General features: G+C 38.7%; 17 protein-coding genes. 12 read left to right on the forward strand and 5 right to left on the reverse strand.

Annotated features, from left to right (window positions below; genetic code table 11):
• Window positions 1-141 precede the first annotated feature (141 nt).
• Window positions 142-1362 (forward strand): GTPase HflX, encoded by a 1221-nt coding sequence (hflX, locus tag ACJG85_RS02010; protein WP_409674565.1) that lies wholly within the window; start codon window positions 142-144, stop codon window positions 1360-1362.
• 7 nt (window positions 1363-1369) lie between these two features.
• Here hflX and ACJG85_RS02015 read toward each other — a convergent pair whose 3' ends face one another.
• Window positions 1370-2152 (reverse strand): THC0290_0291 family protein, encoded by a 783-nt coding sequence (locus ACJG85_RS02015; protein ID WP_409674568.1) that lies wholly within the window; start codon window positions 2150-2152, stop codon window positions 1370-1372.
• 264 nt (window positions 2153-2416) lie between these two features.
• On the opposite strand from ACJG85_RS02015, the gene gdhA reads away from it, so the two are divergent.
• Window positions 2417-3760, forward strand: a complete 1344-nt coding sequence (gene gdhA, locus ACJG85_RS02020) for an NADP-specific glutamate dehydrogenase (RefSeq protein ID WP_412464710.1) — start codon at window positions 2417-2419, stop codon at window positions 3758-3760.
• A 102-nt stretch (window positions 3761-3862) separates the two neighbouring features.
• Here the strand turns inward: gdhA and ACJG85_RS02025 are convergent, their stop codons facing one another.
• Window positions 3863-4894 carry a radical SAM protein gene (locus ACJG85_RS02025; protein WP_409674575.1) on the reverse strand — a complete coding sequence of 344 codons (1032 nt, stop codon included), beginning with the start codon at window positions 4892-4894 and terminating at the stop codon, window positions 3863-3865.
• Window positions 4895-5032: 138 nt separating this feature from the next.
• Here ACJG85_RS02025 and ACJG85_RS02030 point away from each other — a divergent pair, with 138 nt between their 5' ends.
• The 4 genes from ACJG85_RS02030 (at window position 5033) to ACJG85_RS02045 (ending at window position 12081) form a co-directional block, all read left to right on the forward strand.
• Window positions 5033-7327: a two-component regulator propeller domain-containing protein gene (locus tag ACJG85_RS02030; protein ID WP_412476800.1), complete on the forward strand. Its 2295-nt coding sequence runs from the start codon at window positions 5033-5035 to the stop codon at window positions 7325-7327.
• 36 nt (window positions 7328-7363) lie between these two features.
• A complete protein-coding gene (gene recO / locus ACJG85_RS02035; RefSeq protein ID WP_412476801.1) occupies window positions 7364-8077 on the forward strand; it encodes a DNA repair protein RecO in 714 nt (237 codons plus the stop codon).
• 208 nt (window positions 8078-8285) lie between these two features.
• Complete coding sequence (gene ileS / locus ACJG85_RS02040) at window positions 8286-11687, forward strand: isoleucine--tRNA ligase (RefSeq protein WP_412476802.1); 3402 nt, start codon at window positions 8286-8288, stop codon at window positions 11685-11687.
• Between the two features lie 13 nt (window positions 11688-11700).
• Window positions 11701-12081 (forward strand): TraR/DksA family transcriptional regulator, encoded by a 381-nt coding sequence (locus ACJG85_RS02045; RefSeq protein ID WP_121312043.1) that lies wholly within the window; start codon window positions 11701-11703, stop codon window positions 12079-12081.
• Between the two features lie 46 nt (window positions 12082-12127).
• On the opposite strand, the gene ACJG85_RS02050 is transcribed toward ACJG85_RS02045, so the two are convergent.
• Window positions 12128-13372 (reverse strand): LVIVD repeat-containing protein, encoded by a 1245-nt coding sequence (locus tag ACJG85_RS02050; RefSeq protein ID WP_412476803.1) that lies wholly within the window; start codon window positions 13370-13372, stop codon window positions 12128-12130.
• 185 nt (window positions 13373-13557) lie between these two features.
• On the opposite strand from ACJG85_RS02050, the gene ACJG85_RS02055 reads away from it, so the two are divergent.
• The gene (locus ACJG85_RS02055; RefSeq protein WP_409674591.1) at window positions 13558-14184 is read left to right on the forward strand and encodes a lipoprotein signal peptidase; all 627 of its coding nucleotides are present in this window, start codon (window positions 13558-13560) and stop codon (window positions 14182-14184) included.
• On the opposite strand, the gene ACJG85_RS02060 is transcribed toward ACJG85_RS02055, so the two are convergent.
• Complete coding sequence (locus tag ACJG85_RS02060; protein ID WP_409674594.1) at window positions 14153-14731, reverse strand: 5-formyltetrahydrofolate cyclo-ligase; 579 nt, start codon at window positions 14729-14731, stop codon at window positions 14153-14155. The two genes, ACJG85_RS02055 and ACJG85_RS02060, sit on opposite strands and share 32 nt — an antisense overlap.
• A complete protein-coding gene (locus ACJG85_RS02065; RefSeq protein ID WP_412476804.1) occupies window positions 14724-15962 on the reverse strand; it encodes a pyridoxal-dependent decarboxylase in 1239 nt (412 codons plus the stop codon). The genes ACJG85_RS02060 and ACJG85_RS02065 overlap by 8 nt, the downstream gene beginning before the upstream one ends.
• Window positions 15963-16068: 106 nt before the next feature.
• On the opposite strand from ACJG85_RS02065, the gene uvrC reads away from it, so the two are divergent.
• The 5 genes from uvrC (at window position 16069) to hppD (ending at window position 24412) form a co-directional block, all read left to right on the forward strand.
• A complete protein-coding gene (gene uvrC, locus ACJG85_RS02070) occupies window positions 16069-17868 on the forward strand; it encodes an excinuclease ABC subunit UvrC (protein WP_412476805.1) in 1800 nt (599 codons plus the stop codon).
• An 8-nt stretch (window positions 17869-17876) separates the two neighbouring features.
• Window positions 17877-20090 carry a patatin-like phospholipase family protein gene (locus ACJG85_RS02075; protein WP_412476806.1) on the forward strand — a complete coding sequence of 738 codons (2214 nt, stop codon included), beginning with the start codon at window positions 17877-17879 and terminating at the stop codon, window positions 20088-20090.
• Window positions 20091-20180: 90 nt separating this feature from the next.
• Entirely contained in the window at window positions 20181-21641 is a 1461-nt protein-coding gene (locus ACJG85_RS02080; protein ID WP_409674606.1) for an APC family permease, read from the forward strand.
• Between the two features lie 305 nt (window positions 21642-21946).
• Window positions 21947-23104: a homogentisate 1,2-dioxygenase gene (locus ACJG85_RS02085; RefSeq protein ID WP_412476807.1), complete on the forward strand. Its 1158-nt coding sequence runs from the start codon at window positions 21947-21949 to the stop codon at window positions 23102-23104.
• Between the two features lie 147 nt (window positions 23105-23251).
• A complete protein-coding gene (gene hppD, locus ACJG85_RS02090; protein WP_412464720.1) occupies window positions 23252-24412 on the forward strand; it encodes a 4-hydroxyphenylpyruvate dioxygenase in 1161 nt (386 codons plus the stop codon).
• Window positions 24413-24565 lie beyond the last annotated feature (153 nt).

Here is a 24565-nt window from a genome sequence, read left to right on the forward strand (position 1 = left end):
CCAAATTTAGTAAAAAATATGAAAAAAATACCTTTTATATTTTTTTTGAAACAATAATTCAAGTTAATGTTATGTTTTAGTAAAATAATTCTACCCAAAGTTTGGCTTCTAATCATTACTTTTGTATCTCAATTAAAGACAATGTTAGAAAAAGAAATTATAAATTTTGAACGCACAGTACTGGTGGGTATAATCACTCAAAACCAGAGTGAAGATAAATTAAAAGAATATCTTGATGAACTTGAATTTCTAACTTTTACCGCAGGCGGAGAAGTAATTAAACGATTTTCTCAAAAATTAGAGAGACCCAACCCAAAAACATTTCTCGGAACAGGAAAAATTGATGAAATCAACCACTATATCAAGGAGCATAACATCTCTACTGTCATTTTTGACGATGAATTGTCTCCTTCTCAACAAAAAAACCTCTCCAAGATTTTAGATTGTAAAATATTAGACCGAACCAATCTTATTTTAGACATCTTTGCCCAAAGAGCTGAAACATCTTATGCAAGAACCCAAGTAGAATTGGCGCAATGCCAATATTTGTTACCCAGATTATCCGGGATGTGGACTCACTTGGAACGACAAAAGGGAGGTATCGGATTGCGTGGCCCAGGAGAAACGGAAATAGAAACTGACCGTCGAATTGTTCGCGACAGAATTGCTTTGCTTAAAGATAAAATCAAAACCATCGATAAGCAAATGGCGGTTCAAAGAAGCAATCGCGGCGCCATGGTTAGAGTGGCCTTGGTTGGATACACCAATGTTGGAAAATCTACCTTGATGAATGTTATCAGTAAAAGCGAAGTGTTTGTGGAAAACAAACTTTTTGCTACCTTAGACACTACTGTCCGTAAAGTGGTCATCAAAAACTTGCCGTTCTTACTTTCTGATACGGTTGGTTTTATTAGAAAACTGCCAACGCAACTCATTGAATCTTTCAAAAGCACATTGGACGAAGTAAGAGAAGCCGATTTGTTATTACATGTTGTTGACATCTCACATCCTGATTTTGAAGAACACATCGAATCTGTCAATCAGATATTACAAGATATCAAGAGCAATGATAAGCCAACAATAATGGTCTTCAATAAAATCGATGCTTACCAACACTTACAAATTGACCCTGATGATTTAATCACTGAAAAAACCACCAAACATTACACTTTGGAAGAATGGAAAACCACTTGGATGCACAATGTGGGTGAAAAAAACGCACTTTTTATCTCGGCTACTAACAAAGAGAATTTTGAAGAGTTCAGAGAAAAAGTGTACGAAGCCGTTAGAGAAATTCACATAACGCGATTCCCATACAATAAATTTCTTTATCCTGATTATAAAGACGCTTCAGAAGAATAAAAGCGACCTATTGCAAGTAGTAGATATAACCGAAGTTCAACCAAACATTCCAATCATTGGCTCTGTTTTCAACATAAACAGCCGGATCCGGATTTAATCCGTCAACCCAATTGGAAAAATAATACTGCAATCTTAAATCAACCATTAAGTCAGACAACTCGGTTAATTTGTATCTGGTTCCAACACTGCCAACAATAGACCAAACCGTTCCTCCTTGGTTTGTTGTAGCATTATAATACTTAATAGGTGTTGATATCGGGGTGTTTAATGGTCCCAAAGTGGAATAAGCTTCAGGATCATAAAAACTGAATTGACCTCCCAAACTGATAAAAGGTGCCCAAGCTCCGATGGTAGAAGAAAAATCTCTGATGCTCAAAGGAAAATATTCCAATTGCATCCCAATATTAGTTACCGAAGTACTCCCTCGCATCCCTCTCAATTGGTTAGCAAACAAAGAAGTTCTATCAGGATCAACCCAACGACCGAAATGTTGTAAATCGGTTTTGTTGTAGGACAACTCACTTCTTAGTTTGAAGTGGTCATTAAAATAGGTTTCAGGAGTATAACAATTACACTCGGCCCTGTATGAAAAATTCAAATAATGGATTAATCCGATTCCGTAACCGGTATTTCCGGCATTGGTTGCAAAGTTGTAACGCTCACCATAATCCGATTGAAAAGCTACCGGTCCTACAATTACACCAACTTCATGTGAAAAACCAAATTGGGCCAAAGCGTTATTCGAAAATGCAAATAACAAGAATAAAGTTATGATAAATTTTTTGGGCATTTGCATACTAATAAGTTCAATTCTCGACAAATATATAAAAACATCATTCAGTTATAAAATAAAATAAAAATTTGTTGATTTATATACGAAAAAAAGCAACAAAAGTTTTAAAACACAACATTTAATATAAATTTCTTCAAACTTCCTTAACATAAACACAAAAGTTCTGAGAATTTTAAAAAATTTGCGCCCGTATTTTTAATAAAATGTATATTTGTCGGAATTTACGAAAACGTTTTCTTAAAAAAATTAAAAGTATATTTTATGTCACAAAGTATTAACGATTTTATCGATTTAGTTGCCCAAAGAAATGGTCACGAACCCGAATTCATGCAAGCCGTTAAGGAAGTTGCCGAAACCGTAATTCCTTTTATTGAACAAAATAAAAAATACCAAAACAAAATGCTTTTGGAAAGAATGGTTGAACCGGAAAGAGTAATCATGTTCCGTGTTTGTTGGATTGATGATGCCGGAAACACCCAAGTAAACCGTGGTTACAGAATCCAAATGAACTCTGCCATCGGACCATACAAAGGCGGAATTCGTTTTCACCCTTCAGTAAACCTAAGCATTTTGAAGTTCTTAGCATTCGAACAAACTTTCAAAAATAGTTTAACTACCTTACCTATGGGCGGTGGAAAAGGTGGTTCTGATTTTGATCCAAAAGGAAAATCGGACAACGAAATCATGAAATTCTGTCAAGCTTTCATGACTGAATTAGCCAAACATATCGGAGCTGACACCGACGTTCCTGCAGGAGATATAGGTGTAGGCGGAAGAGAAGTTGGTTATATGTTCGGACAATACAAAAGATTAAGAAACGAATTTACGGGAGTATTAACCGGAAAAGGAATCACTTTCGGAGGTTCTTTAATCCGTCCGGAAGCCACAGGTTACGGAGATGTTTACTTTGCTCAAAACATGCTGGCTACTAAAGGTGACAGTTTCTCCGGAAAAACCGTTGTCGTTTCGGGTTCTGGAAACGTGGCACAATACGCCATCCAAAAAGCCACTCAATTAGGAGGAAAAGTAGTTACTGCTTCCGATTCATCAGGATACATCTTTGATGCAGACGGGATTGACGCTGAAAAGTTAGCCTACATCATGGAAATCAAAAACGTAAACTACGGAAGAATTTCAGATTACGTTAAAAAATACCCGAATGCTACTTTCGTAGCCGGAAAACGTCCTTGGGAAGTAAAGTGTGATATTGCTTTACCATGTGCCACTCAAAATGAATTAAATGGTGAAGAAGCCAAAGCTTTAGTTGCAAACGGTTGTATCTGTGTTGCCGAAGGCGCCAACATGCCGTCAACACCTGAAGCCATAGAAGTATTCTTGAATGCGAAAATTTTATTCGCTCCCGGTAAAGCTTCTAACGCCGGCGGTGTAGCTACCTCTGGTTTGGAAATGTCCCAAAACTCTCTACGTCTTAGCTGGACTGCCGAAGAAGTTGACCAAAGATTGAAAGACATCATGGCCAACATTCATGCAGCTTGTGTAAAATACGGTAAAGATGAAACCGGTTATGTGGACTATGTTAAAGGGGCTAACATTGCCGGATTCGTAAAAGTAGCCGATGCTATGCTGGCTCAAGGAATCGTATAAACCAAATAAAACCAACCTCCCGAGGCTGTTGCTGAACTATAGGCACAGCGGCGGAATAAAAACCTTTAAACCAAAAAAGCCTTCATAAAATGAGGGCTTTTTTTAACTCTCAACGGAATAATTGAGCATATTTCTATCGGGTGACTCCAAATGCTTTCTTGAAACAAAAACATTTTTAAATAGTTTTAACCGCCAACGGTTACGCTTTTTCCAAGCAGAAAAACTTTCGTTTCTCCAATCAAAATCGGGCTTCCAATAATATGAAGGCGAGATGTAGCAATAGGTATATGGCATTAAAAAGGAACTGTTATTGGTGGTTTTTACCACTTGAGAAACTTCTTGATTTCTTTTAATAGACTCAGGATACAAAAAAGTAATATTCCTTTGAACAGCTTCTCGTTTTAAGGCTGTAACCAATTTTTCGTAATCCGATTCGATTTCTGTTAAACTAAAATCATTGTATTGGGTTTCTCCTATTTTATCAACCGGACGCAGCTGGATTACATCTATTGCATATTGCCCGAAAACGTCGAAAAAATCAGCTAATTCCTTGAAATTATCTTTATTGAAAGTATAATTTATCCTAAGAACCAACTTTGGATTTCGCTTTTTCTCATTGGTTATAAATTGTAATACCTCGTGAAATTTTTGATAATCGCCTTTATCCATAAAATCTTCATATGAACTTTTATGAACACCGTGTAAAGACAATATAAACTCATTCAATCCTGAAGATGAAAACTTAACCACATCTTCCTCACTCAGTAAATTGCCGTTGGTTACCATACTTATATAAGGAATCTTATATTTTTTGGCCGTTTCAATTAGCTTTAAATTGTGCTTAAATAATGTAGGTTCTGCTCCACATCCTATTTGAAGTTTTAAAGCATTTTTGAAATTAATTTTGGCCAAAAACGCAATGTCATCCTCTTTCATGATTCCTTTCATGACGGTTTTTACATAATTCTGGTCTGTAAAATAACACATCTTACACCTTAAATTACAGGCCATAACCGGATCCATATACAGGCCTAAATAGCGCTGGTCCAGTAAATCCAGCAACCATAATCCTAAAAACTTAATCCTATGACTTTTGATAATGTTGTTTAACTTTAATATGCTGTAAATATTCATAGTGATTCGGTTATAATAACAAAACTACAAATAACATTTGTGATTCAAACCCGCGATCATTCATAATTTAAATGATATTTCAAACAATTAAACGCCTTTTTTTTCGTTTATACTATATTTGTGTCAAATTGCTGCCAAATGAAAAAATGCCTTTTTTACTTATTATTATTTGCATTCCATTGGAGTTGGTCTCAACAAAACCAAAATTGGAAAGGCTATTTTTCATACAACCAAATCAAAGATATCTCTGAGTCTACTGCCAAAGTTTATGTGGCTTCTGAAAATGCTTTGTTTACCAAAAACATCGTTTCTAACGACTTGCAAACCATCAATACTATAGACGGGTTATCCGGCCAAACCATTTCTGCTTTGTATCATAGTGATGCTTTTCAAAAAACCATCGTTGGCTATGAAAACGGCTTAATGATTGTTATTAATGATGTAGACGGCAGTATGCTAAACGTGGTTGATATCATCAATAAAAACATTCCGGCCAACATCAAAAAGGTGAATCATTTTACAGAACACGAGGGAATTTTATATATCTCCTGTGATTTCGGGATAGTGCAGTACAAACTGGCAACACTGGAATTTGGCGACACTTATTTTATTGGGCCAAGCGGACAAGAAATTAAAATCTTTCAAACGACTATTTTCAATGGAGAAATATACGCTGTTAGTCAGCTTAACGGTATTCGAAAAGCCAATTTATCTAATCCAAACTTAGTTGATTTTGCCCAATGGACTGTATTCGACGCTGGTTACTGGCTTGGCATCGTGACATACAACAACCAATTAATTGCTTGCAACACCAACAATAAAATCTACAAACACAACGGCTCTTTTTTCGAAGAAGTTTTGCCAATCAGTCCTCCTTGTACCGACTTCAGGGCGACTTCCGACCATATAATTGTAACATCAGCTAATCACGTCTATATTCTAAACTCAACATTGGGCACTATAGCCCACATACAGAGTAATCAAGTTACAAGCACAGCCGTAACCTTTACTTCCGCTACAGTTATCAATGACATTATCTATATAGGCACTAATGAAAACGGAATACTAAGCGCTCCTGTCAGTGCGCCGAGCAATTTAGAGTTTATTATGCCCTCCGGTCCAACTAAGAACAAGATTTTTTCTATTGACGCCTCTTCTTCAAACCTATGGGCAGTTTATGGAGGTTATGATATTTTTTACAATCCTTTTACTTACTTTGGCTTTTCTCCGACTGAATTTGAAGTCTCAAAATACAATACTACAAACGGTTGGTTGCACATCCCTTACCCCGATTTGTTAGGCGCTAAAGCCATCTCCAAAATAACGGTTAACCCAAACAATGAAAATCAAGTCTTTATGAGTTCTTATCACAGAGGCTTACTGAAAATTGAAAGCGACATTCCCACCATGCTGTATGACCAAACTAACAGTGGCTTGGAGTCTTTAGTAGACGGCTCCAACATTAGTGTCAGGATTAATGGAACTGCTTTTGACCGACAAGGCAATCTGTGGGTAACAAACAGCAATATAAAAAATCAGTTAAAGGTTTTAAGTGCCGGCGGTCAATGGCAATCTTACAACATGGAAGGCATATTGGACAATTTCGGATCCGCCAATATGAATAAAATTGTCATCGACAGAACAGGAACCAAATGGATGGCCACCTACCTTGATGGTGTTATCGCTTTTAACGAAACGGTTAACGAATTCAAAAAAATTACGGAAGGCACTGATAACGGCAATCTACCGTCAAAAGATGTGAGAGCCATCGCCATCGACAACCGAAACCAAGTTTGGATTGGCACCAATAAAGGCCTTCGCGTATTACCCAGCACCGGCAGCTACAACAGCACTGAGCCAATGAGAGCCAATGCTATTATTATTTTAGAAGACGGCTTGGCGCAAGAACTTTTGTACGAACAGTTTATCACCGACATAGTGGTTAACGGTTCCAATGAAAAATGGATTGGCACCGCCGATTCCGGGGTCTTTCTTTTTTCCCCCAACGGTCAGGAAACCATTTATCATTTTACCAAAGATAATTCTCCGCTACCAAGTAACGTAGTCAATGATATTGATATCAATGCAGAAACCGGAGAGGTTTTCTTTGCCACCGATAGAGGCATGGTGTCATTTCAGGGCACAGCCACCAAACCGGCTGATAACTTAAAAGACGTTTTTGTGTACCCAAATCCGGTGCGTCCTGAGTTTGTAGGAACGGTTAAAGTGGCCGGTCTAACCTCCGGTGCCAATATTAAAATCACCGATATCGAGGGGAACTTGGTTTATGAAACCACCTCAACCGGCGGCACCATAGAATGGGATACAACCGCTTTTGGAAAATACAAAGTGGCTTCAGGCGTTTACATGATTTTTATCGCCGCAGAAGATGCCTCAGAAACCACGGTTAAAAAAGTGATGATAATTCGATAACTTCGTAATTCAAACTTCGTAAACCATACTTTTTAGATGCTTGTCAAAACTAGAGCCATTGTCATTTCTTCGCTAAAATATCAGGAAAAAAGCCTGATTGTTAAATGCTTAACACAAAGTGATGGTTTAAAAAGCTATTTTGTCCCGAATGCTTTTTCGTCCAAAAAATCGAACCAAAAAATCGCCTACTTTCAACCGTTAACACTACTCGAAATTGAAGCCAACCACAAAAATAAAGGTACTTTAGAACATTTCAAGGAAATCAAACTGGCGCACGCCTTCCAAACCATCAATACTGACATCATTAAAAGCACCATCGTTATTTTCCTCTCCGAAATGCTCCACCACAGCATACACGAAGAAGAAAAAAACGACCGCTTGTTCACTTTTTTGGAAACGGCCTTGCTCTGGCTCGACACCCATGAGGAAACTTCCAATTTCCACTTGATTTTATTGTTAGAAATCACCAAATTCCTGGGTTGCTATCCCGATACTTCGGCTATGGACCATCCTTATTTTGAATTAAAAGAAGGCTACTTTTCTCCGATTTTAGGCATGGGTTGCCTAACCGAAAACGAAACCCGTTTGTTCAAAAAATTAATCGATTTGAAATTCGACAGTTCGCAAAAAATATTTAACGGCAACGAACGCCAACTCTTACTCAAAATCCTCTTGGATTATTACACTTTCCACTTGGTTGGCTTCAAAAAACCCAAATCGCTGGACGTTTTGAAAGAGGTTTTTGCTTAAAATCTGAAATGTTGCAAGTTCTTGTATAGCTTCAAAAGCTGCAAGATTTATTGACGATAGTTTTAGCTGAGCATTTTTAAAAGATAATTTTTCACAAATCCTCAAAAACATGTTTACTTTTTTTCACAATCGTAAAAACTCCTCGCTCATAACTTATAACTCACAACTATTTATTACTTTCGCAAACTGATTTAAGAAAACGACAAAAATGAGTACTAAGTTTACTGAATACAAAGGACTTGACTTACCAACGGTAGCCTCAGAAGTTCTTGCATTTTGGAAAAAAAATAACGTCTTTGAACAAAGTGTTTCCTCCCGTGAAGGCGCTACACCTTATGTGTTTTTTGAAGGTCCGCCGTCGGCCAATGGCTTACCGGGAATTCACCACGTAATGGCGCGTGCCATCAAGGATATTTTTTGTCGTTACAAAACTCAGAAAGGTTTCCAAGTGAAACGCAAAGCCGGCTGGGATACGCACGGTTTACCCGTAGAATTAGGAACCGAAAAGGAATTAGGCATCACCAAAGAAGACATAGGCAAAACCATCTCGGTAACCGAATACAACGAAGCGTGTAAAAGAACCGTGATGCGTTACACCGATGTATGGAACGACCTGACCGAAAAAATGGGCTATTGGGTAGATATGGAAAACCCGTATGTGACCTACAAATCCAAATACATGGAAACGGTTTGGTGGTTGCTTAAGCAAATTTACAACAAAGACTTACTCTACAAAGGCTACACCATTCAGCCGTATTCACCTAAAGCGGGAACCGGTTTGTCTTCGCACGAAGTAAATCAGCCGGGTTCTTATCGCGATGTAACCGATACGACGATAGTAGCGCAATTCAAAACCAAACAAGAAACTTTACCAAACTTTTTACAAGGTTTTGGCGATGTTCATATTTTGGCTTGGACGACCACACCATGGACTTTACCAAGTAACACGGCTTTAACGGTTGGACCAAAAATTGATTACGTTTTAGTCAAAACGTTCAACCAATACACTTTTGAACCGGTTAATGTGATTCTGGCTAAAAATTTAGTCGGAAAACAATTCGGCGGTAAATATTTTGTTGCGGAAACAGAAGCTGATTTTGCGAATTACAAATCAGAAGATAAAAAGATTCCATACCAAATTTTAGCCGAAGCCAAAGGCGCTGATTTAGTAGGCATCCGCTACGAACAATTGTTGCCGTATACTTTACCGTATCAAAATCCGGAAAATGCTTTCCGAGTGATTTCGGGCGATTTCGTCACTACCGAAGACGGAACCGGAATTGTACACACCGCGCCGACTTTCGGTGCCGATGACGCCAAAGTAGCCAAAGAAGCTACTCCGGAAGTACCGCCTATGTTGGTGTTAGACGAAAACGGTAATCCTGTTCCTTTAGTAGATTTGCAAGGGAAATTTGTAGCCCAAATGGGTGATTTCGCCGGAAAATATGTCAAAAACGAATACTACAACGAAGGCGAAGCACCTGAAAAATCAGTAGATGTAGAAATTGCCATCTTGCTGAAAGAGCAAAACAAAGCCTTTAAGGTTGAAAAATACGTTCACAGTTATCCGCATTGTTGGAGAACCGACAAGCCTATTTTATACTATCCGTTAGATTCTTGGTTCATCAAAGTAACCGAAATCAAAGACCGCATGTTCGACCTTAACGATACCATCAACTGGAAGCCAAAAGCCACCGGAGAAGGTCGTTTCGGAAACTGGTTGAAAAATGCCAACGATTGGAACTTATCGCGCTCCCGATATTGGGGTATTCCATTGCCTATTTGGAGAAGCGAAGACGGTACTGAAGAAATGCTGATCGGTTCGGTGGAAGAATTGTACACTGAAATCGAGAAAGCAATCGCAGCCGGTTTCCAAACTGAAAATCCGTATAAAGGATTCCAAATCGGCGACATGAGCGAAGCCAATTACGACTTGGTGGATTTGCATAAAAATGTGGTAGACAACATTATTTTGGTGTCGCCATCCGGCAAACCAATGAAACGCGAATCTGATTTGATAGACGTGTGGTTCGACTCGGGCGCTATGCCTTATGCCCAATGGCATTATCCGTTTGAAAACCGTGACCTAATCGACGATAACAAAGCCTTCCCGGCCGATTTTATCGCAGAAGGTGTCGACCAAACCCGTGGTTGGTTCTATACGCTTCACGCCATCGGAACTTTGGTTTTTGATAAAATTGCCTATAAAAATGTAGTGTCGAACGGCTTGGTATTGGACAAAAACGGCCAAAAAATGTCGAAACGTTTGGGGAATGCTGTGGATCCGTTTGAAACCTTAAAAGAATATGGTCCCGATGCTACGCGTTGGTACATGATATCGAATGCCAATCCGTGGGACAACTTAAAATTTGACATCGAAGGTGTGGCGGAAGTGCGTCGTAAATTCTTCGGAACACTTTACAACACCTACTCTTTCTTCAGCTTGTATGCCAATATCGACGGATTTAAATATGCCGAAGCTGAAGTACCGTTGAACGAAAGACCGGAAATTGACCGTTGGATTTTATCGGAATTACACACCTTAATCCAAACGGTTGACGAAGCTTATGCCGATTACGAACCAACCAAAGCAGCACGCGCGATTTCTGATTTTGTACAAGAAAATTTGAGCAATTGGTACGTACGTCTATGCCGTCGCAGATTCTGGAAAGGAGAATACGGAACAGATAAAATTGCCGCTTATCAAACCTTATACACTTGTTTGGTTACAGTAGCCAAATTATCGGCTCCGATTGCTCCGTTCTTTATGGATCAACTTTACAGAGACTTAACGCAGGCGAAACATACAGAGGAATTTGAATCGGTACATTTGGCAAAATTTCCGGTGATGGTTGAAAACTTTGTTGATAAATCGTTAGAGAGTAAAATGTGGAAAGCCCAAACGGTTTCTTCCTTGGTTTTATCGCTCCGCAAAAAGGAAATGATTAAAGTGCGCCAACCTTTGCAAAAGGTAATGATTCCGATACTTGACGACACTCAGCGTGCTGAAATTGAAGCGGTTTCCGACCTGATAAAAGCCGAAGTAAACGTTAAAGAAATCGAACTTTTAGACGATGCTTCAGGCGTATTGGTAAAGCAAATTAAACCCAATTTTAAAGCTTTAGGACCACGTTTCGGCAAAGACATGGGATTGATTTCCAAAGAGATACAAAGTTTTACCCAAGAACAAATCAATGAATTAGATGCCAAAGGCGAACTAACGCTTGTAATTTCAGGAAAAAGTATAACTTTATCATTAGAAGATGTTGAGATTTCCTCTCAAGATATTCCGGGTTGGTTAGTAGCCAATGCAAACGGCATCACAGTGGCCTTAGACATTACCCTAACCGAAGCCTTAAAAAATGAAGGTATTGCAAGAGAATTGGTAAACCGCATCCAAAACATCAGAAAGGACAGCGGATTTGAGGTGACCGATAAAATTAAAGTACAATTGCAACACCATCCTGTTTTGGCACAAGCCATTGAGGAAAATGAAAACTATATCAAATCGGAGACACTAACCGAGAGTTTGGTTTTAGAGAATGAGATTACCGAAGGTTCTGAAATAGAATTTGATGAGATAAAAACAAGAATATTAATTTCTAAATAATTACGTAACGATTATGGTAGAAGAAAAATTAAGATACTCAGATGCTGATTTGGCAGAGTTCAAAGAAATTATTTTAGCAAAGATTGAAAAAGCAAAAGCCGATTTAGACTTGATAAAAAGCGCTTATATGAACGATTTGAATAACGGTACCGATGATACATCGCCTACATTCAAAGCGTTTGAAGAAGGCAGCGAAACCATGTCGAAAGAAGCCAACTCACAATTGGCCATTCGTCAGGAAAAATTCATCCGCGATTTGAAAAATGCTTTGTTCCGTGTAGAAAACAAAACCTACGGGGTTTGTAAAGTAACCGGAAAATTGATTTCTAAAGAGCGCTTGAAAATTGTTCCTCATGCTACCATGAGTATCGAAGCCAAAAATTTACAGCGATAAATCAAACCATCGTATCATAAAAAAGCCCCGGAATTCGGGGCTTTTTTTATAAAGTAATCTGACTAAGCTGAATCAGTGTAAAATTCGGACCGTAGCTGTATTGCGTAATGGTGTTATCGCCTACCGTAATCAAATGTGAGTCGAGCGGAATCACATCTTTTACATTATTAGCATAACTGTTAGCCAAAACCAAACCGGCACTGTTGGCTGCGTTAAAAATCTTTAAACCATTCGCTCCGCAACCTACATACAAAACCCCATTTTTAATTCCCAATCCATATGGCTCGTTCAATAAATAAGTTGATAATAAAGTCGGATTGGCTATATCGGTCACGTCGATTACATTAATTTGGTCTTCTATCGCGCCACAAGTTGAACCACCGCGTACCGTAATGTAAGCTGTATTACCAAAAACCACTACCGGATCACAAGCCGTAGCATGGGCGAAACCGGACACAAAGTACGGATTGAACTCGTCTTCAGCATCAACAGTGTACATCCCGGTTGTTGAACCCACAAACAAAATATCTTTTTGGATAAACAGCGTTTCGAATTCACCGCCACCAAACCATTGTGTCATGTAAACTTCTTTATCGAAAAAAGCAGCAGCCGGATCGGCAATATTAAACACATTCAATTTATAAGAATCTATGGTATACAAAGCGTTGCTGTTAATTTGAAAACGAGCATAAGAACCGCCAATACCTATATTACCACTAGCACTTTCAAAACCGGCTAAAGCATCGTTGGCCAAAACAATTTCTTGTCCTTGTGGTCTGTTTCTCATTTCTACAGTAAATCCGGTAATAATTTCATCTTGTCCCGGTTCTGTCGTGTAATCATAATACTCAGCATCTTCGGGATATTCCGGAAAAAAAGCAATCGAATTTGGCACCGTACGAACCAAAGTTATGTTTTGGATGTTGCTGATGTCGAAAACTAACAAATCCACAAAATTATCGGCAAAGAGGTAATTACCTTTTACTGCTATATCGTGCACACCGGCCAAATTAATGAAAGCGATGTTTTGCGGCGCACTCGGATTGGTATTGTCAAAAACATGCACACCCGATTCCTGTGCAATGTAAAACAGATAGTGTTCGGCTACATAAATTTTTCCATTGGATTGGGTAGCTCGGGCAGTGGTTACCGAAACATTACTTCTGATTTCGGCTAATGATTTTACGGTAGGTACGGCAAATTTGGCCAGACCTCCATTGTCGTCATCTTTATCACAAGAAGTAGTGAATAGTGCCAATGTAAAAAACAAGGCTGCATAAAACTTTCTCATAAGGTTTATTGTATTGGTTTTCATTTTCAAGGATGAAAAAATCGTGTTTAGGTTGCTTTTTAGGGTAAAATTAAACAATCTTTCGTTGGTAGCGTTAAAATGTATCAGATGAGTTGACTAACAAATAAAATATTCTGCTTTTTATGTAATAATATTGCTATTTTTGCGCCATTAAAACCCTAAGAATGTCATTAAGAAACTCTATTTTAATCATTGCCATCGTTTTATTGGTTGATCAATTTGTTAAGATTTATATCAAAACCAATTTCTTTTACGGAGATGCCAGCCAAATTGATGTTACCAGTTGGTTTAAAATATTGCTCATAGAAAATGAAGGAATGGCTTGGGGAACTAAAATTCCTGGAGAATACGGAAAATTAATCCTAACCAGTTTCCGAATTTTAGCCATCTGTGGAATCGGATATTGGTTGTATGACGCCAGTACCAAACACAGTTCAAGGTATTTAATGGTGGCCATCGCGCTTATCTTTGCCGGAGCTGCCGGAAACATTATAGACTCAGTATTCTATGGGGTTATTTTTGACGAAAGTACCCGTTACCATATCGCCACTATTTCAACTGACCAACCTTACGGAACTTGGTTTCACGGTAAAGTAGTCGACATGTTGTACTTCCCGATTTACGAGGGCACATTCCCGGAATGGTTGCCTATTTGGGGCGGAGAACCTTTTAAATTCTTTAATGCCATTTTCAACATAGCCGATATGGCCATTTCTACCGGTGTTGGGATTTTGATTGTCTTCAATAAAAAAGCCTTTGCTAAAAAGACGTCGTTGGGAACTTATGAATAGTTTCGGGCGTTACGCAATAATCTAATAGAATATCGTTAGGTGATACATCGGTTATATTTTCTTCAGGTTCAAAAAACGAGAAACCAACTTTGATGACATCTTCCTTACATTGCGACAAAAATTTATCGTAAAAACCCTTGCCGTAACCTACTCTATTGCCATCATTATCATAAGCTAATAAAGGCACAAACACCACATCCAGCTTGCTTGGCGGCACTTCAATACCATCTACAGGCTCAAAAATATTATATTGGTTTTTTTGGAACTTGGTGTTGTCGGTCAACAAAAAATGAGTCATTGCCAAAGTGTCAAAATCGCTTCTGGCTACTACAATCTCTTTGTCTTTTCCGGCTAAAATTTGCAATACAAATTCGGTGTCTACCTCTTTTTGCTCTTCGATAGTCAAAAACAAATGAAAATATGTTTTGTCCCAAACATCTAACTGCAATAACCGATTGGCAATCGCCAAACTTTTATCTTCAATTTGTGCTTCGGAAAGCTGCTGTCTAAGTGCTTTGTATTTTTTGCGTAAGTCTTTTTTAAACATATGAAGTGGCCATCAAATCTTCTATAAAAGTAGTCAAATGTTCTACTTCTACGTGATCCATCAACACAATTTTGTACCATTGGTTATTTTCATCGTGTTGTTGTGGCACTAAACCATATTTCTCGGCTATTTTTATCGGAATGTACTCGGATTTAATGGTCACTATATTCATAAACGGCTCACGGAAATATTGGATTTGCATAGCGTTTAGTTGGTTACACAAAAATTGTGTCCTCATTTGCAAGACGCTCACTTTTTCAAACCAACCGTTTGGACCGTAAGTGAACAAAATCATCCAAACCGCTACCGCATTAGCGCCGCTTCGACTGCCACACAAGGTTAAATCCATGCCTTCAACGTATTCCGCTTCTTTGGTTAGTACGTTTTCGATGTAGCCTTTTCGGCAAATAAAAACACCGGTTCCGTAGGGCGCTTGCAACATTTTATGAGCGTCTATGGTGATGGAACTGATTTTTGGGTTACTGAAATTAATGACCGATTGCTGATTACTGAACGGATAAACAAATCCGCCATACGCGCCGTCTATATGGAGCTTGTAATGCAAGTCGAGTTTTTCAAAAACAGCGATGTAAGCTTCCGGATTGTCCACAGAGCCAAACATGGTGGTTCCCAAATTGGATACCGCAATGAAATACTTTTTCCCGTTGCTTTGGGCGTTCAGGATAATTTGTTCCAATTGGATGGTGTCAATGGCGCGAGTATCAAAATCAACCGGAATTTTCAGCCAATCCAACTGCAATAAATCGGAAGCTTTCGGAATCGAATAATGCGTGTCTTCTGAGGCTACTATCGCTATTTCATCCGCTTTGGCATCATAATTATTCATATAATAATTGCGGAACATCCAAATCGCTTGGATATTGGCTTCGGTGCCTCCCGGAGATATGTAACCGTCAAACGCATCCGGTTCAGCCTTAAAAATATCTACCGCTATAACGCGCAATACTTCCCGCTCAATTTCATGGGTTCCGTTAAAAGCCTTTTCCGAGGTGCCAAACGTATGACAGCCAATATTATTGGGATTGGCCACGTAGGTTTGTAAAATCGGCGCATCTTTTAAAAATGGCGCATCATCGTTAAATACTCTGCTGTCTAATTTTGACGCCGGATAACCCAATGAAGTGTCTTTTGAAAAATTAACATTGTCTTGCAAAGCCTTTTCAATCCTTTCTTTTCTCTCGTCGTTAGTGAGTTTTTTCCAGTATTTCATTCTTAAATATTTTGGCAAAACTACACCTCGGAATCCGAAAAAAACATGATAAATGTTAGGCTTGACAGTTCTTGTATTTATGGCAATTTCCTTTAACTTTGTTTTTATGGAAACGCCGTCTATAGAACTCCAATTGCAAACCTTACCCGATAGTCCGGGCGTTTATCAGTATTACGACGCTGCCGGTAAAATTTTATACGTCGGCAAAGCCAAAAACCTCAAAAAAAGGGTTTCCTCTTATTTTCACAAAATCCACGACAACGCCAAAACCAATGTATTAGTTAGAAAAATTGTAACCATCAAACATATCGTGGTGGCTTCTGAAGCTGATGCACTGTTGTTAGAAAACAACCTCATCAAAAAACTGCAACCGCGCTATAATGTGTTGCTTAAGGACGATAAAACCTATCCGTGGATTTGCATCAAAAAAGAACCCTTTTCCAGAATATTTCCCACGCGCAGAATGGTGAAAGACGGCTCGGAATATTTTGGCCCTTACACCAATTTTAAAACCGTCAATACCCTTTTGGATATGATCAAAGAATTGTATCCGTTGCGGACTTGCAATTACGATTTATCCAATGCCAATATACAATCGGGAAAATACAAGGTTTGCTTGGAATACCATATCGGCAACTGCAAAGGACCGTGTGAAGGCTATGAATCGTTGGAACATTATCAAAAACAAGTAGATGCTATTCGCGAAATTCTGAAAGGCAATTTTAAAGACAGTTTGCGCGATTTTAAAAAATTGATGTTGGAATTGGCGACCGACATGAAATTTGAAGCCGCTCAAAAAATCAAAGAAAAGATTGAAGTACTCGAAAACTACCAATCGCGTTCCACCATTTTAAATCCGAAAATTTCCAACGTAGATGTTTTTTCTATCGTTTCAGATGAATCGATGGCCTTTGTAAACTTCCTTCAAATTGCTCACGGCGCCATTATCCGCTCGCATACGATGGAAATCAAAAAGAAACTCGACGAAACCGATGAAGAATTATTGGAATTGGCTGTGGTTGAATTGCGAGAGCGTTTTCACTTAACATCTAAAGAAATTATCCTACCGTTCGAGCTCGATTTCGGCGATAAAATAAAAGTCACCGTACCTCAACTCGGTGACAAAAAACAAATCCTCGAACTCTCGCAACGCAACGCCAAATACCAACGTTTGGAGCAGTTAAAGCAAATTCAAATTGTAGATCCCGAACGCCATACCAACCGCATTATGGCGCAAATGCAAAAAGACCTGCGATTGCCCACAGAACCGCGTCACATTGAGTGTTTTGACAACTCAAATATTCAGGGAACCAATCCGGTTTCGGCCTGTGTGGTGTTTAAAGACGGCAAGCCGAGCAAGAAAGACTACCGCCATTTCAACATCAAAACTGTAGAAGGTCCGAACGACTTTGCTTCGATGGAAGAAGTCGTATATCGCCGATATAAAAGGATGTTGGACGAAAACCAACCGTTGCCGCAACTTATCATTATTGACGGTGGCAAAGGCCAATTGTCATCAGCGCTCAAAAGTATAGACGAATTGGGCTTACGAGGCAAAGTAGCCATTATCGGCATTGCCAAAAGATTGGAAGAACTATTTTACCCCGGCGATTCGGTGCCGTTGTACTTGGATAAAAAATCGGAAACCTTAAAAATCATCCAACATTTACGAAACGAAGCACACCGTTTTGGGATTACACACCATCGGGACAAACGCAGTAAATCGGCTTTGCAAACCTCTATGGAAACCATACCCGGAATTGGCGAAAAAACCATGTTGGCATTACTAAAACATTTCAAAAGTGTTAAAAGATTACAATTGGCTACAGAAAAAGAAATTTCTGAGGTTATTGGTGCCTCAAAAGCCAAAAAAATTTCCGAATTTTACAACATCGGGAAATCCTAATCCATTTTATGAAAAAAATTACACTGCTGCTTCTTGGGCTATTTTTTCTTCAAGTTGTTGAAGCGCAAGACTCTACCAAAACCAAGAGACCAAAAATCGGCTTGGTATTAAGTGGCGGTGGCGCCAAAGGATTTGCCCATATAGGTGTTTTAAAAGTATTAGAAGAAGCCGGCGTTAAAATCGATTATATAGGCGGAACCAGTATGGGAGCTGTAGTCGGTGGATTGTATGCTTCCGGTTATAGCGCTACGCAAATCGATTCCATTTTTTACAACACCGATTTCGACGAGTTACTACAAGATTACATTCCGCGTTCTTCCAAAAGCTTTTACGAAAAGCGAAACGACGAAATGTATGCATTGACCTTGCCTTTTCACAAATTCAAAATCGGAATTCCTATAGCGCTTTCCAAAGGCATGTACAATTACAATTTGCTGTCTAAATTAACCCACAGGGTTCGCCATATTAGGGAATTCGACAAATTACCGATTCCTTTTTTGTGCGTAGCCACCGATATAGAAACCGGCGAAGGTATTATTTTGCGTGAAGGCTATTTGGCGCAGGCTTTATTGGCCAGTTCGGCCTTTCCTTCCTTATTTTCACCGGTAGAAATTGACGGAAGAGTATTAATTGACGGCGGTGTGGTGAATAATTATCCTGCGGAAGAAGTCAGAAAAATGGGCGCTGACATTATTATTGGTGTTGACGTTCAAGATGATTTGAAAAACCGAGAGGCTTTAAAGGATGCTACCCGAATTTTGGTGCAAATTACCAACTTGGACATGATTAAAAGCATGAATGAGAAAAAGAAAATCACGGATATTTATATAAAACCGGACATTTCAAATTATGGCGTAATTTCATTTAACGAAGGAAAAGAGATTATCCAGAAAGGAGAAATTGCCGCCATGCTTGACATTGATAAAATTAAAAAGTTGGCGAATCCGGAAGAAAAATATGTGTTGAACCAACATCCTGCAAAAAGTGATTCACTACTTATTAAAAGCATAAGTTTGAGTCGCTTGGAGAATTACACCCGAGCGTATATTTTAGGAAAGTTGCGTTTTAAAAGCGGTAAAAAAATCAGTTATGAAGACCTGAAAACCGGAATAAACAACATCAATGCTACGCAAAATTTCAGTCGCATCAGCTATACCATTGAGCCTTATCAAGGCGCTGATGAACTCAAATTAAATCTAACGGAAAACACTAATAAAACCTTTTTGAAATTCGGATTACACTATGACGGATTATACAAAAGTGCCTTACTAACCAACATTACCCAAAAAAAATCATTATTTAAAAACGATGTGGTTTCACTCGATTTGGGTTTAGGCGATAACATCCGTTATAACTTAGATTACTATATCGACAATGGTTTTTATTGGAGTTTTGGTTTAAAATCGAGATACAACAAATTCAACAGAAATGTTGAAACTGATTTCAGTGAAGGAGAATTGCTTACCCAATTAGGCTTAAACAGTCTCAATATCGATTTTTCGGATTTTACCAATCAAGCCTATATGCAGACTGTTTTTATGCAAAAGTTTCTAATCGGAGGAGGCGTTGAATTAAAACACATTAAAATCAAATCAGACAATTTAAGCACTGTCAATCCGGTATTTGAAAACAGCCTTTACACCAGTGTATTCGGCTATATGAAATTTGATTCTTTCGACAACAAATTGTTCCCTAAAAAAGGTTGGTTTCTCTCAGGTGATATCCAATCATTTTTATATTCTTCCGATTACACCCAAGAATTCAACCGTTTCTCTATTGCCAAAGGAGAAATTGGTTTTGTGAAATCATTCCACAAAAAAGTAACTTTAAAAGTACAATCTGAACTCGGATTTACCATAGGGAACGAAAGTGTTCACTTTTTCGATTTTGTATTGGGCGGATACGGTTTCAACACCATCAATAACTTCAAACATTTTTACGGCTATGATTTCTTGAGTTTGGCCGCAGACAGCTATATCAAATCCTGCTTTACCGTTGACTACGAATTCTACAAAAAAAACCACTTCAACTTTGCCGCCAATTACGCTAATATTTCCGACGATTTGTTCCGAACCGGGAATTGGCTTTCAAAACCAACTTACAATGGTTATGCAATTGGCTACGCTTTAGAATCGGTTATCGGTCCGGTAGAGGTAAAATACACTTGGTCGCCGGAATTGAACCGTGGCTATACCTTTATCAGTGTCGGATTTTGGTTTTAAAATCTGGTCAAATATCAAAATATATATTTTTGTGATTTTTGAAACAGAAAAAACTATATTTGGAATCTATTAACTAAACCAAACTATTTTATGTCAATTTGGAGAGTAAAACCTGTGGCTGCTTTTGAAGCAGACATGAAAAAAAACGATTTAAAAAGAGTATTGACAAAATGGGGATTGACCTCATTGGGTATCGGAGCCATTATTGGCGGTGGTATTTTCACGCTAACCGGAATTGCCGCTCATGACTATGCAGGTCCAGCTTTAGCATTGTCATTTGTAATTGCGGGCATCGGCTGTTTATTTGCTTCCCTTTGTTATGCAGAGTTTGCCTCAGTACTTCCTGTAGAAGGATCTGCTTATGCTTATGCCTATGGAACTGTTGGTGAAATTTTCGCCTGGTTTATCGGTTGGAACCTTATCTTGGAATACATGATGGGTGCCACAACGGTAGCTGTAGCCTGGAGTGGTTATTTTGTCAAACTACTACATTTGTTTGGGATTGATTTCCCCATTTGGCTGTGCAACGATTTAACCACAGCCACCGAAAAATATGCCGAATTAGGACAAGCTGCTCCCGGATTTGCGTTCAATTTGCCGGCTTTCTTAATCACATGGGTTGTTACCTATATCTTAGTAAAAGGAATTAAAGAAGCAGCAAAAACCAACAATATCATTGTAATCATCAAAGTAGCTGTGGTTTTGTTCGTGATTATTGCCGGTGCCTTTTACATTGATACTGCCAACTGGCAACCATTTATCCCGGCTGAAACTACCGTAATGATTGATGGTGTTGAAAAAGTAAGCTTCGGTTTCGGAGGTGTTTTAACTGCAGCGACTATAGTATTTTTTGCCTACATCGGATTTGATGCTGTTTCTACCCAAGCCGGTGAAGCCATTAACCCTAAAAAAGATGTCCCTTTTGCTATTGTAGCTTCATTAATCATCTGTACTGTATTGTATATTCTGGTTTCCTTAGTGTTAACCGGAATGGTGCCTTACGACCAATTGGATAAATCAGCTCCGGTAGCTTCTGCTTTTAGTGAAAACGGAATCACTTGGGCCGTGTTCATCATTACCCTTGCTGCAACAGCAGGTTTGACCAGCGTAATGTTGGTTATGATGTTAGGACAAACCAGAATCTTCTTAGGCATGGCCAAAGACGGACTATTGCCAAACTTCTTCAAAACTTTACACCCAACCTTCAAAACACCACACAAAAGTACTTTTTTAGTAGGTGGAATTATATCAATTGTAGCAGCTTTAACACCAATCAATAAGGTAAGCGAAATGTGTTCCATGGGAACGCTGTTAGCCTTTGCTATGGTGTGTGTAGCGGTGATGATTTTGAGAGTTAAAAAACCCGAATTGGAAAGACCATACAAAACCCCCGCAGTTTATTTAGTAGGCACATTAGGGGTAGGTTTCAACTTATTCTTAATGTATTTTGTGAGAAAAGAAACTTGGATTGCATTCATCATTTGGGGAATAATCGGAATCAGCGTTTATTTCCTATACGGTAAGAGAAAATCCAATCTTAACCAATCCTAAACGAAAAGAAATCCAAATTCAAAAAAGAATTTGGATTTTTTTTTCAGATATTTGTATAGTAAAAATGAATTTATGATTATTCTTTTAGCCATAATTGCCGCTTTTGGTATGGGAATCATTGTCGGTAAAAATTTAAAAAACAACTAGTTTTTTGACTATGACTGTTACTTGGCAAGGTTTATTAGCGTATTTAAAATTCCTCATCAAGAGAAATCCTGAGTGAATTAAATCAATGTATCAAGTAAGCAATGAAACCAAAACCTCATTGCTGCATTTTCACATTGTTTAATTAAAACATTACAACTATGCCGTTATATCATAAACTGGGAAACATCCCTCACAAAAGACACATCATTTTTCGCAAACCTAATGGCGATTTGTACTACGAACAGTTGTTCGGTACAGTAGGATTTGACGGAATGTCGACCAATTCCTATCACGAGCACCGACCAACACAAGTCAAAGAAATCAAAAACCAATATAGTGTTGCTCCCAAAATTGCGAAAGCCAATAACATTCAATCCTATCGCCTGCGAGGCTTTCAAGTAAATCCTGAAAACGATTTTTTGGAAAGCCGTAAAATCGTCTTAACCAATACGGATTGCCATATCGTTTTGGCCGCTCCCAAAAAATCAACTACTGATTATTTTTATAAAAATACCGATTCCGACGAGATGATTTTCATCCATAAAGGATCCGGAAAATTAAGAACGATGTTGGGCAACATCGATTTCAAATATGGTGATTACTTGATTATTCCTCGTGGCATCATTTACAAAATGGATTTCGACACCGAAGATAACCGTTTATTCATAGTCGAGTCGCATCGTCCAATTTACACTCCGAAACGTTACCGCAATTGGTTCGGTCAGTTGTTAGAACATTCGCCGTTCTGTGAACGCGACATTCGCCGTCCGTACGAATTAGAAACTTACGACGAAAAAGGCGAATTTGTCATCAAAGTGAAGAAAAAGGACGAAATTTTCGATATGGTTTATGCCACACATCCATTCGATGTAATAGGATATGACGGCTACAACTATCCGTATGCGTTTTCAATACACGACTTTGAACCACTAACCGGTAGAATACACCAACCGCCTCCGGTACACCAAACTTTCGAAACCGATGCTTTCGTGGTTTGTTCCTTTGTGCCGCGTTTGTACGATTACCATCCCGAAGCTATTCCGGCACCCTACAACCACAGCAACATCGACTCTGACGAAGTATTGTACTATGTTGATGGTGATTTTATGAGCCGAAACGATATTGAAGCCGGACACATTTCGCTTCATCCGGCCGGAATTCCGCATGGTCCGCATCCCGGAGCTGCTGAGAGAAGTATCGGCAAAAAAGACACTCAAGAATTGGCTGTAATGGTAGACACTTTCAAGCCTTTAATGGTAACAGAGGAAGCCATGAAAATTGCCGATGATAAATATTACCAATCTTGGTTGGAATAAACATCATCCTGAGCTCAGTCGAAGGAAGGAGCTATTTCCCGCTATCCGTTGCAATCTCTTCGAGGATTTCCACTACTATCGGGGCTAAAAATAAAATTTAAACACAACTTTGGGTAGTTTACTTTACCCCTTTTAAATACAAGAATTATGTCACAAGAAATCAAATCCGTAGAATACGGTTTAGAAAAAATATTTGAAGGAGCGCAAGACTTCCTTCCATTGTTAGGAACAGATTACGTAGAGTTTTATGTTGGTAATGCTAAGCAAGCCGCCCATTTCTACAAAACAGCTTTCGGATTCCAATCATTGGCTTATGCCGGATTAGAAACCGGAATGCGCGACAGGGCTTCCTATGTTCTAAAGCAAGATAAAATTCGTTTGGTTTTAACCACTGCTTTGAACAGCGATTCTCCTATTGGTGAACATGTAAAAAAACACGGCGACGGTGTAAAAATTATTGCCCTTTGGGTAGATGATGCCAGAGCCGCCTTTGCAGAAACGACTAAAAGAGGTGCCAAAGTTTACATGGAACCCGCTGTGGAAAAAGACGAACACGGTGAAGTAGTTCGCGCCGGAATTTACACATACGGAGAAACAGTACACATGTTTGTAGAGCGTAAAAACTACAATGGTACCTTTTTACCGGGCTACCAAGAATGGAAATCCGACTACAATCCGACACCGGTTGGTTTGAAATATGTAGACCATATGGTGGGCAATGTAGGCTGGAACGAAATGAACACTTGGGTAAAATGGTATGAAGATGTAATGGGATTTGTAAACTTCCTTTCGTTCGACGACAAACAAATTACCACTGAATATTCTGCTCTAATGTCTAAAGTAATGAGTAATGGCAACGGTAGAATCAAATTTCCTATCAACGAACCTGCCGAAGGCAAGAAAAAATCGCAAATTGAAGAATACTTAGATTTTTATGAAGGCGCAGGAGTGCAACACATTGCTGTAGCCACCGATGATATTATCAAAACTGTAGCCGAAATGAGAGCACGTGGTATTGAGTTCTTAACTACTCCGCCACAAGCTTATTACGATGCCATTCCGGAAAGGTTAAAAGATCATATGAGTAAATTCAAAGAAGACATTAACGAATTGCAAAAATTAGGGATTATGATTGATGCAGACGACGAGGGTTATCTGTTACAAATTTTCACCCGACCGGTGGAAGACCGACCAACGTTGTTTTTTGAAATCATCCAAAGAATGGGTGCCCGTGGTTTTGGCGCCGGAAACTTCAAAGCTTTATTTGAATCTATCGAAAGGGAGCAAATGTTGCGAGGAACGTTGTAAAAACTCGTTTTTGTTAAAAATAATTTAAAAACAAGACCAAAAAAAGACTATATATTATTAAATTATTGTTAAAGTTGACTTTTTACTTGTAATGTCGCAACGTCTTAGGTTATCTTTGCACAACAAAAATAGAGGGGTGGTTCCCTCGCATTT

This window comes from Flavobacterium mekongense, from assembly GCF_047038255.1.
Lineage (GTDB): Bacteria > Bacteroidota > Bacteroidia > Flavobacteriales > Flavobacteriaceae > Flavobacterium > Flavobacterium mekongense.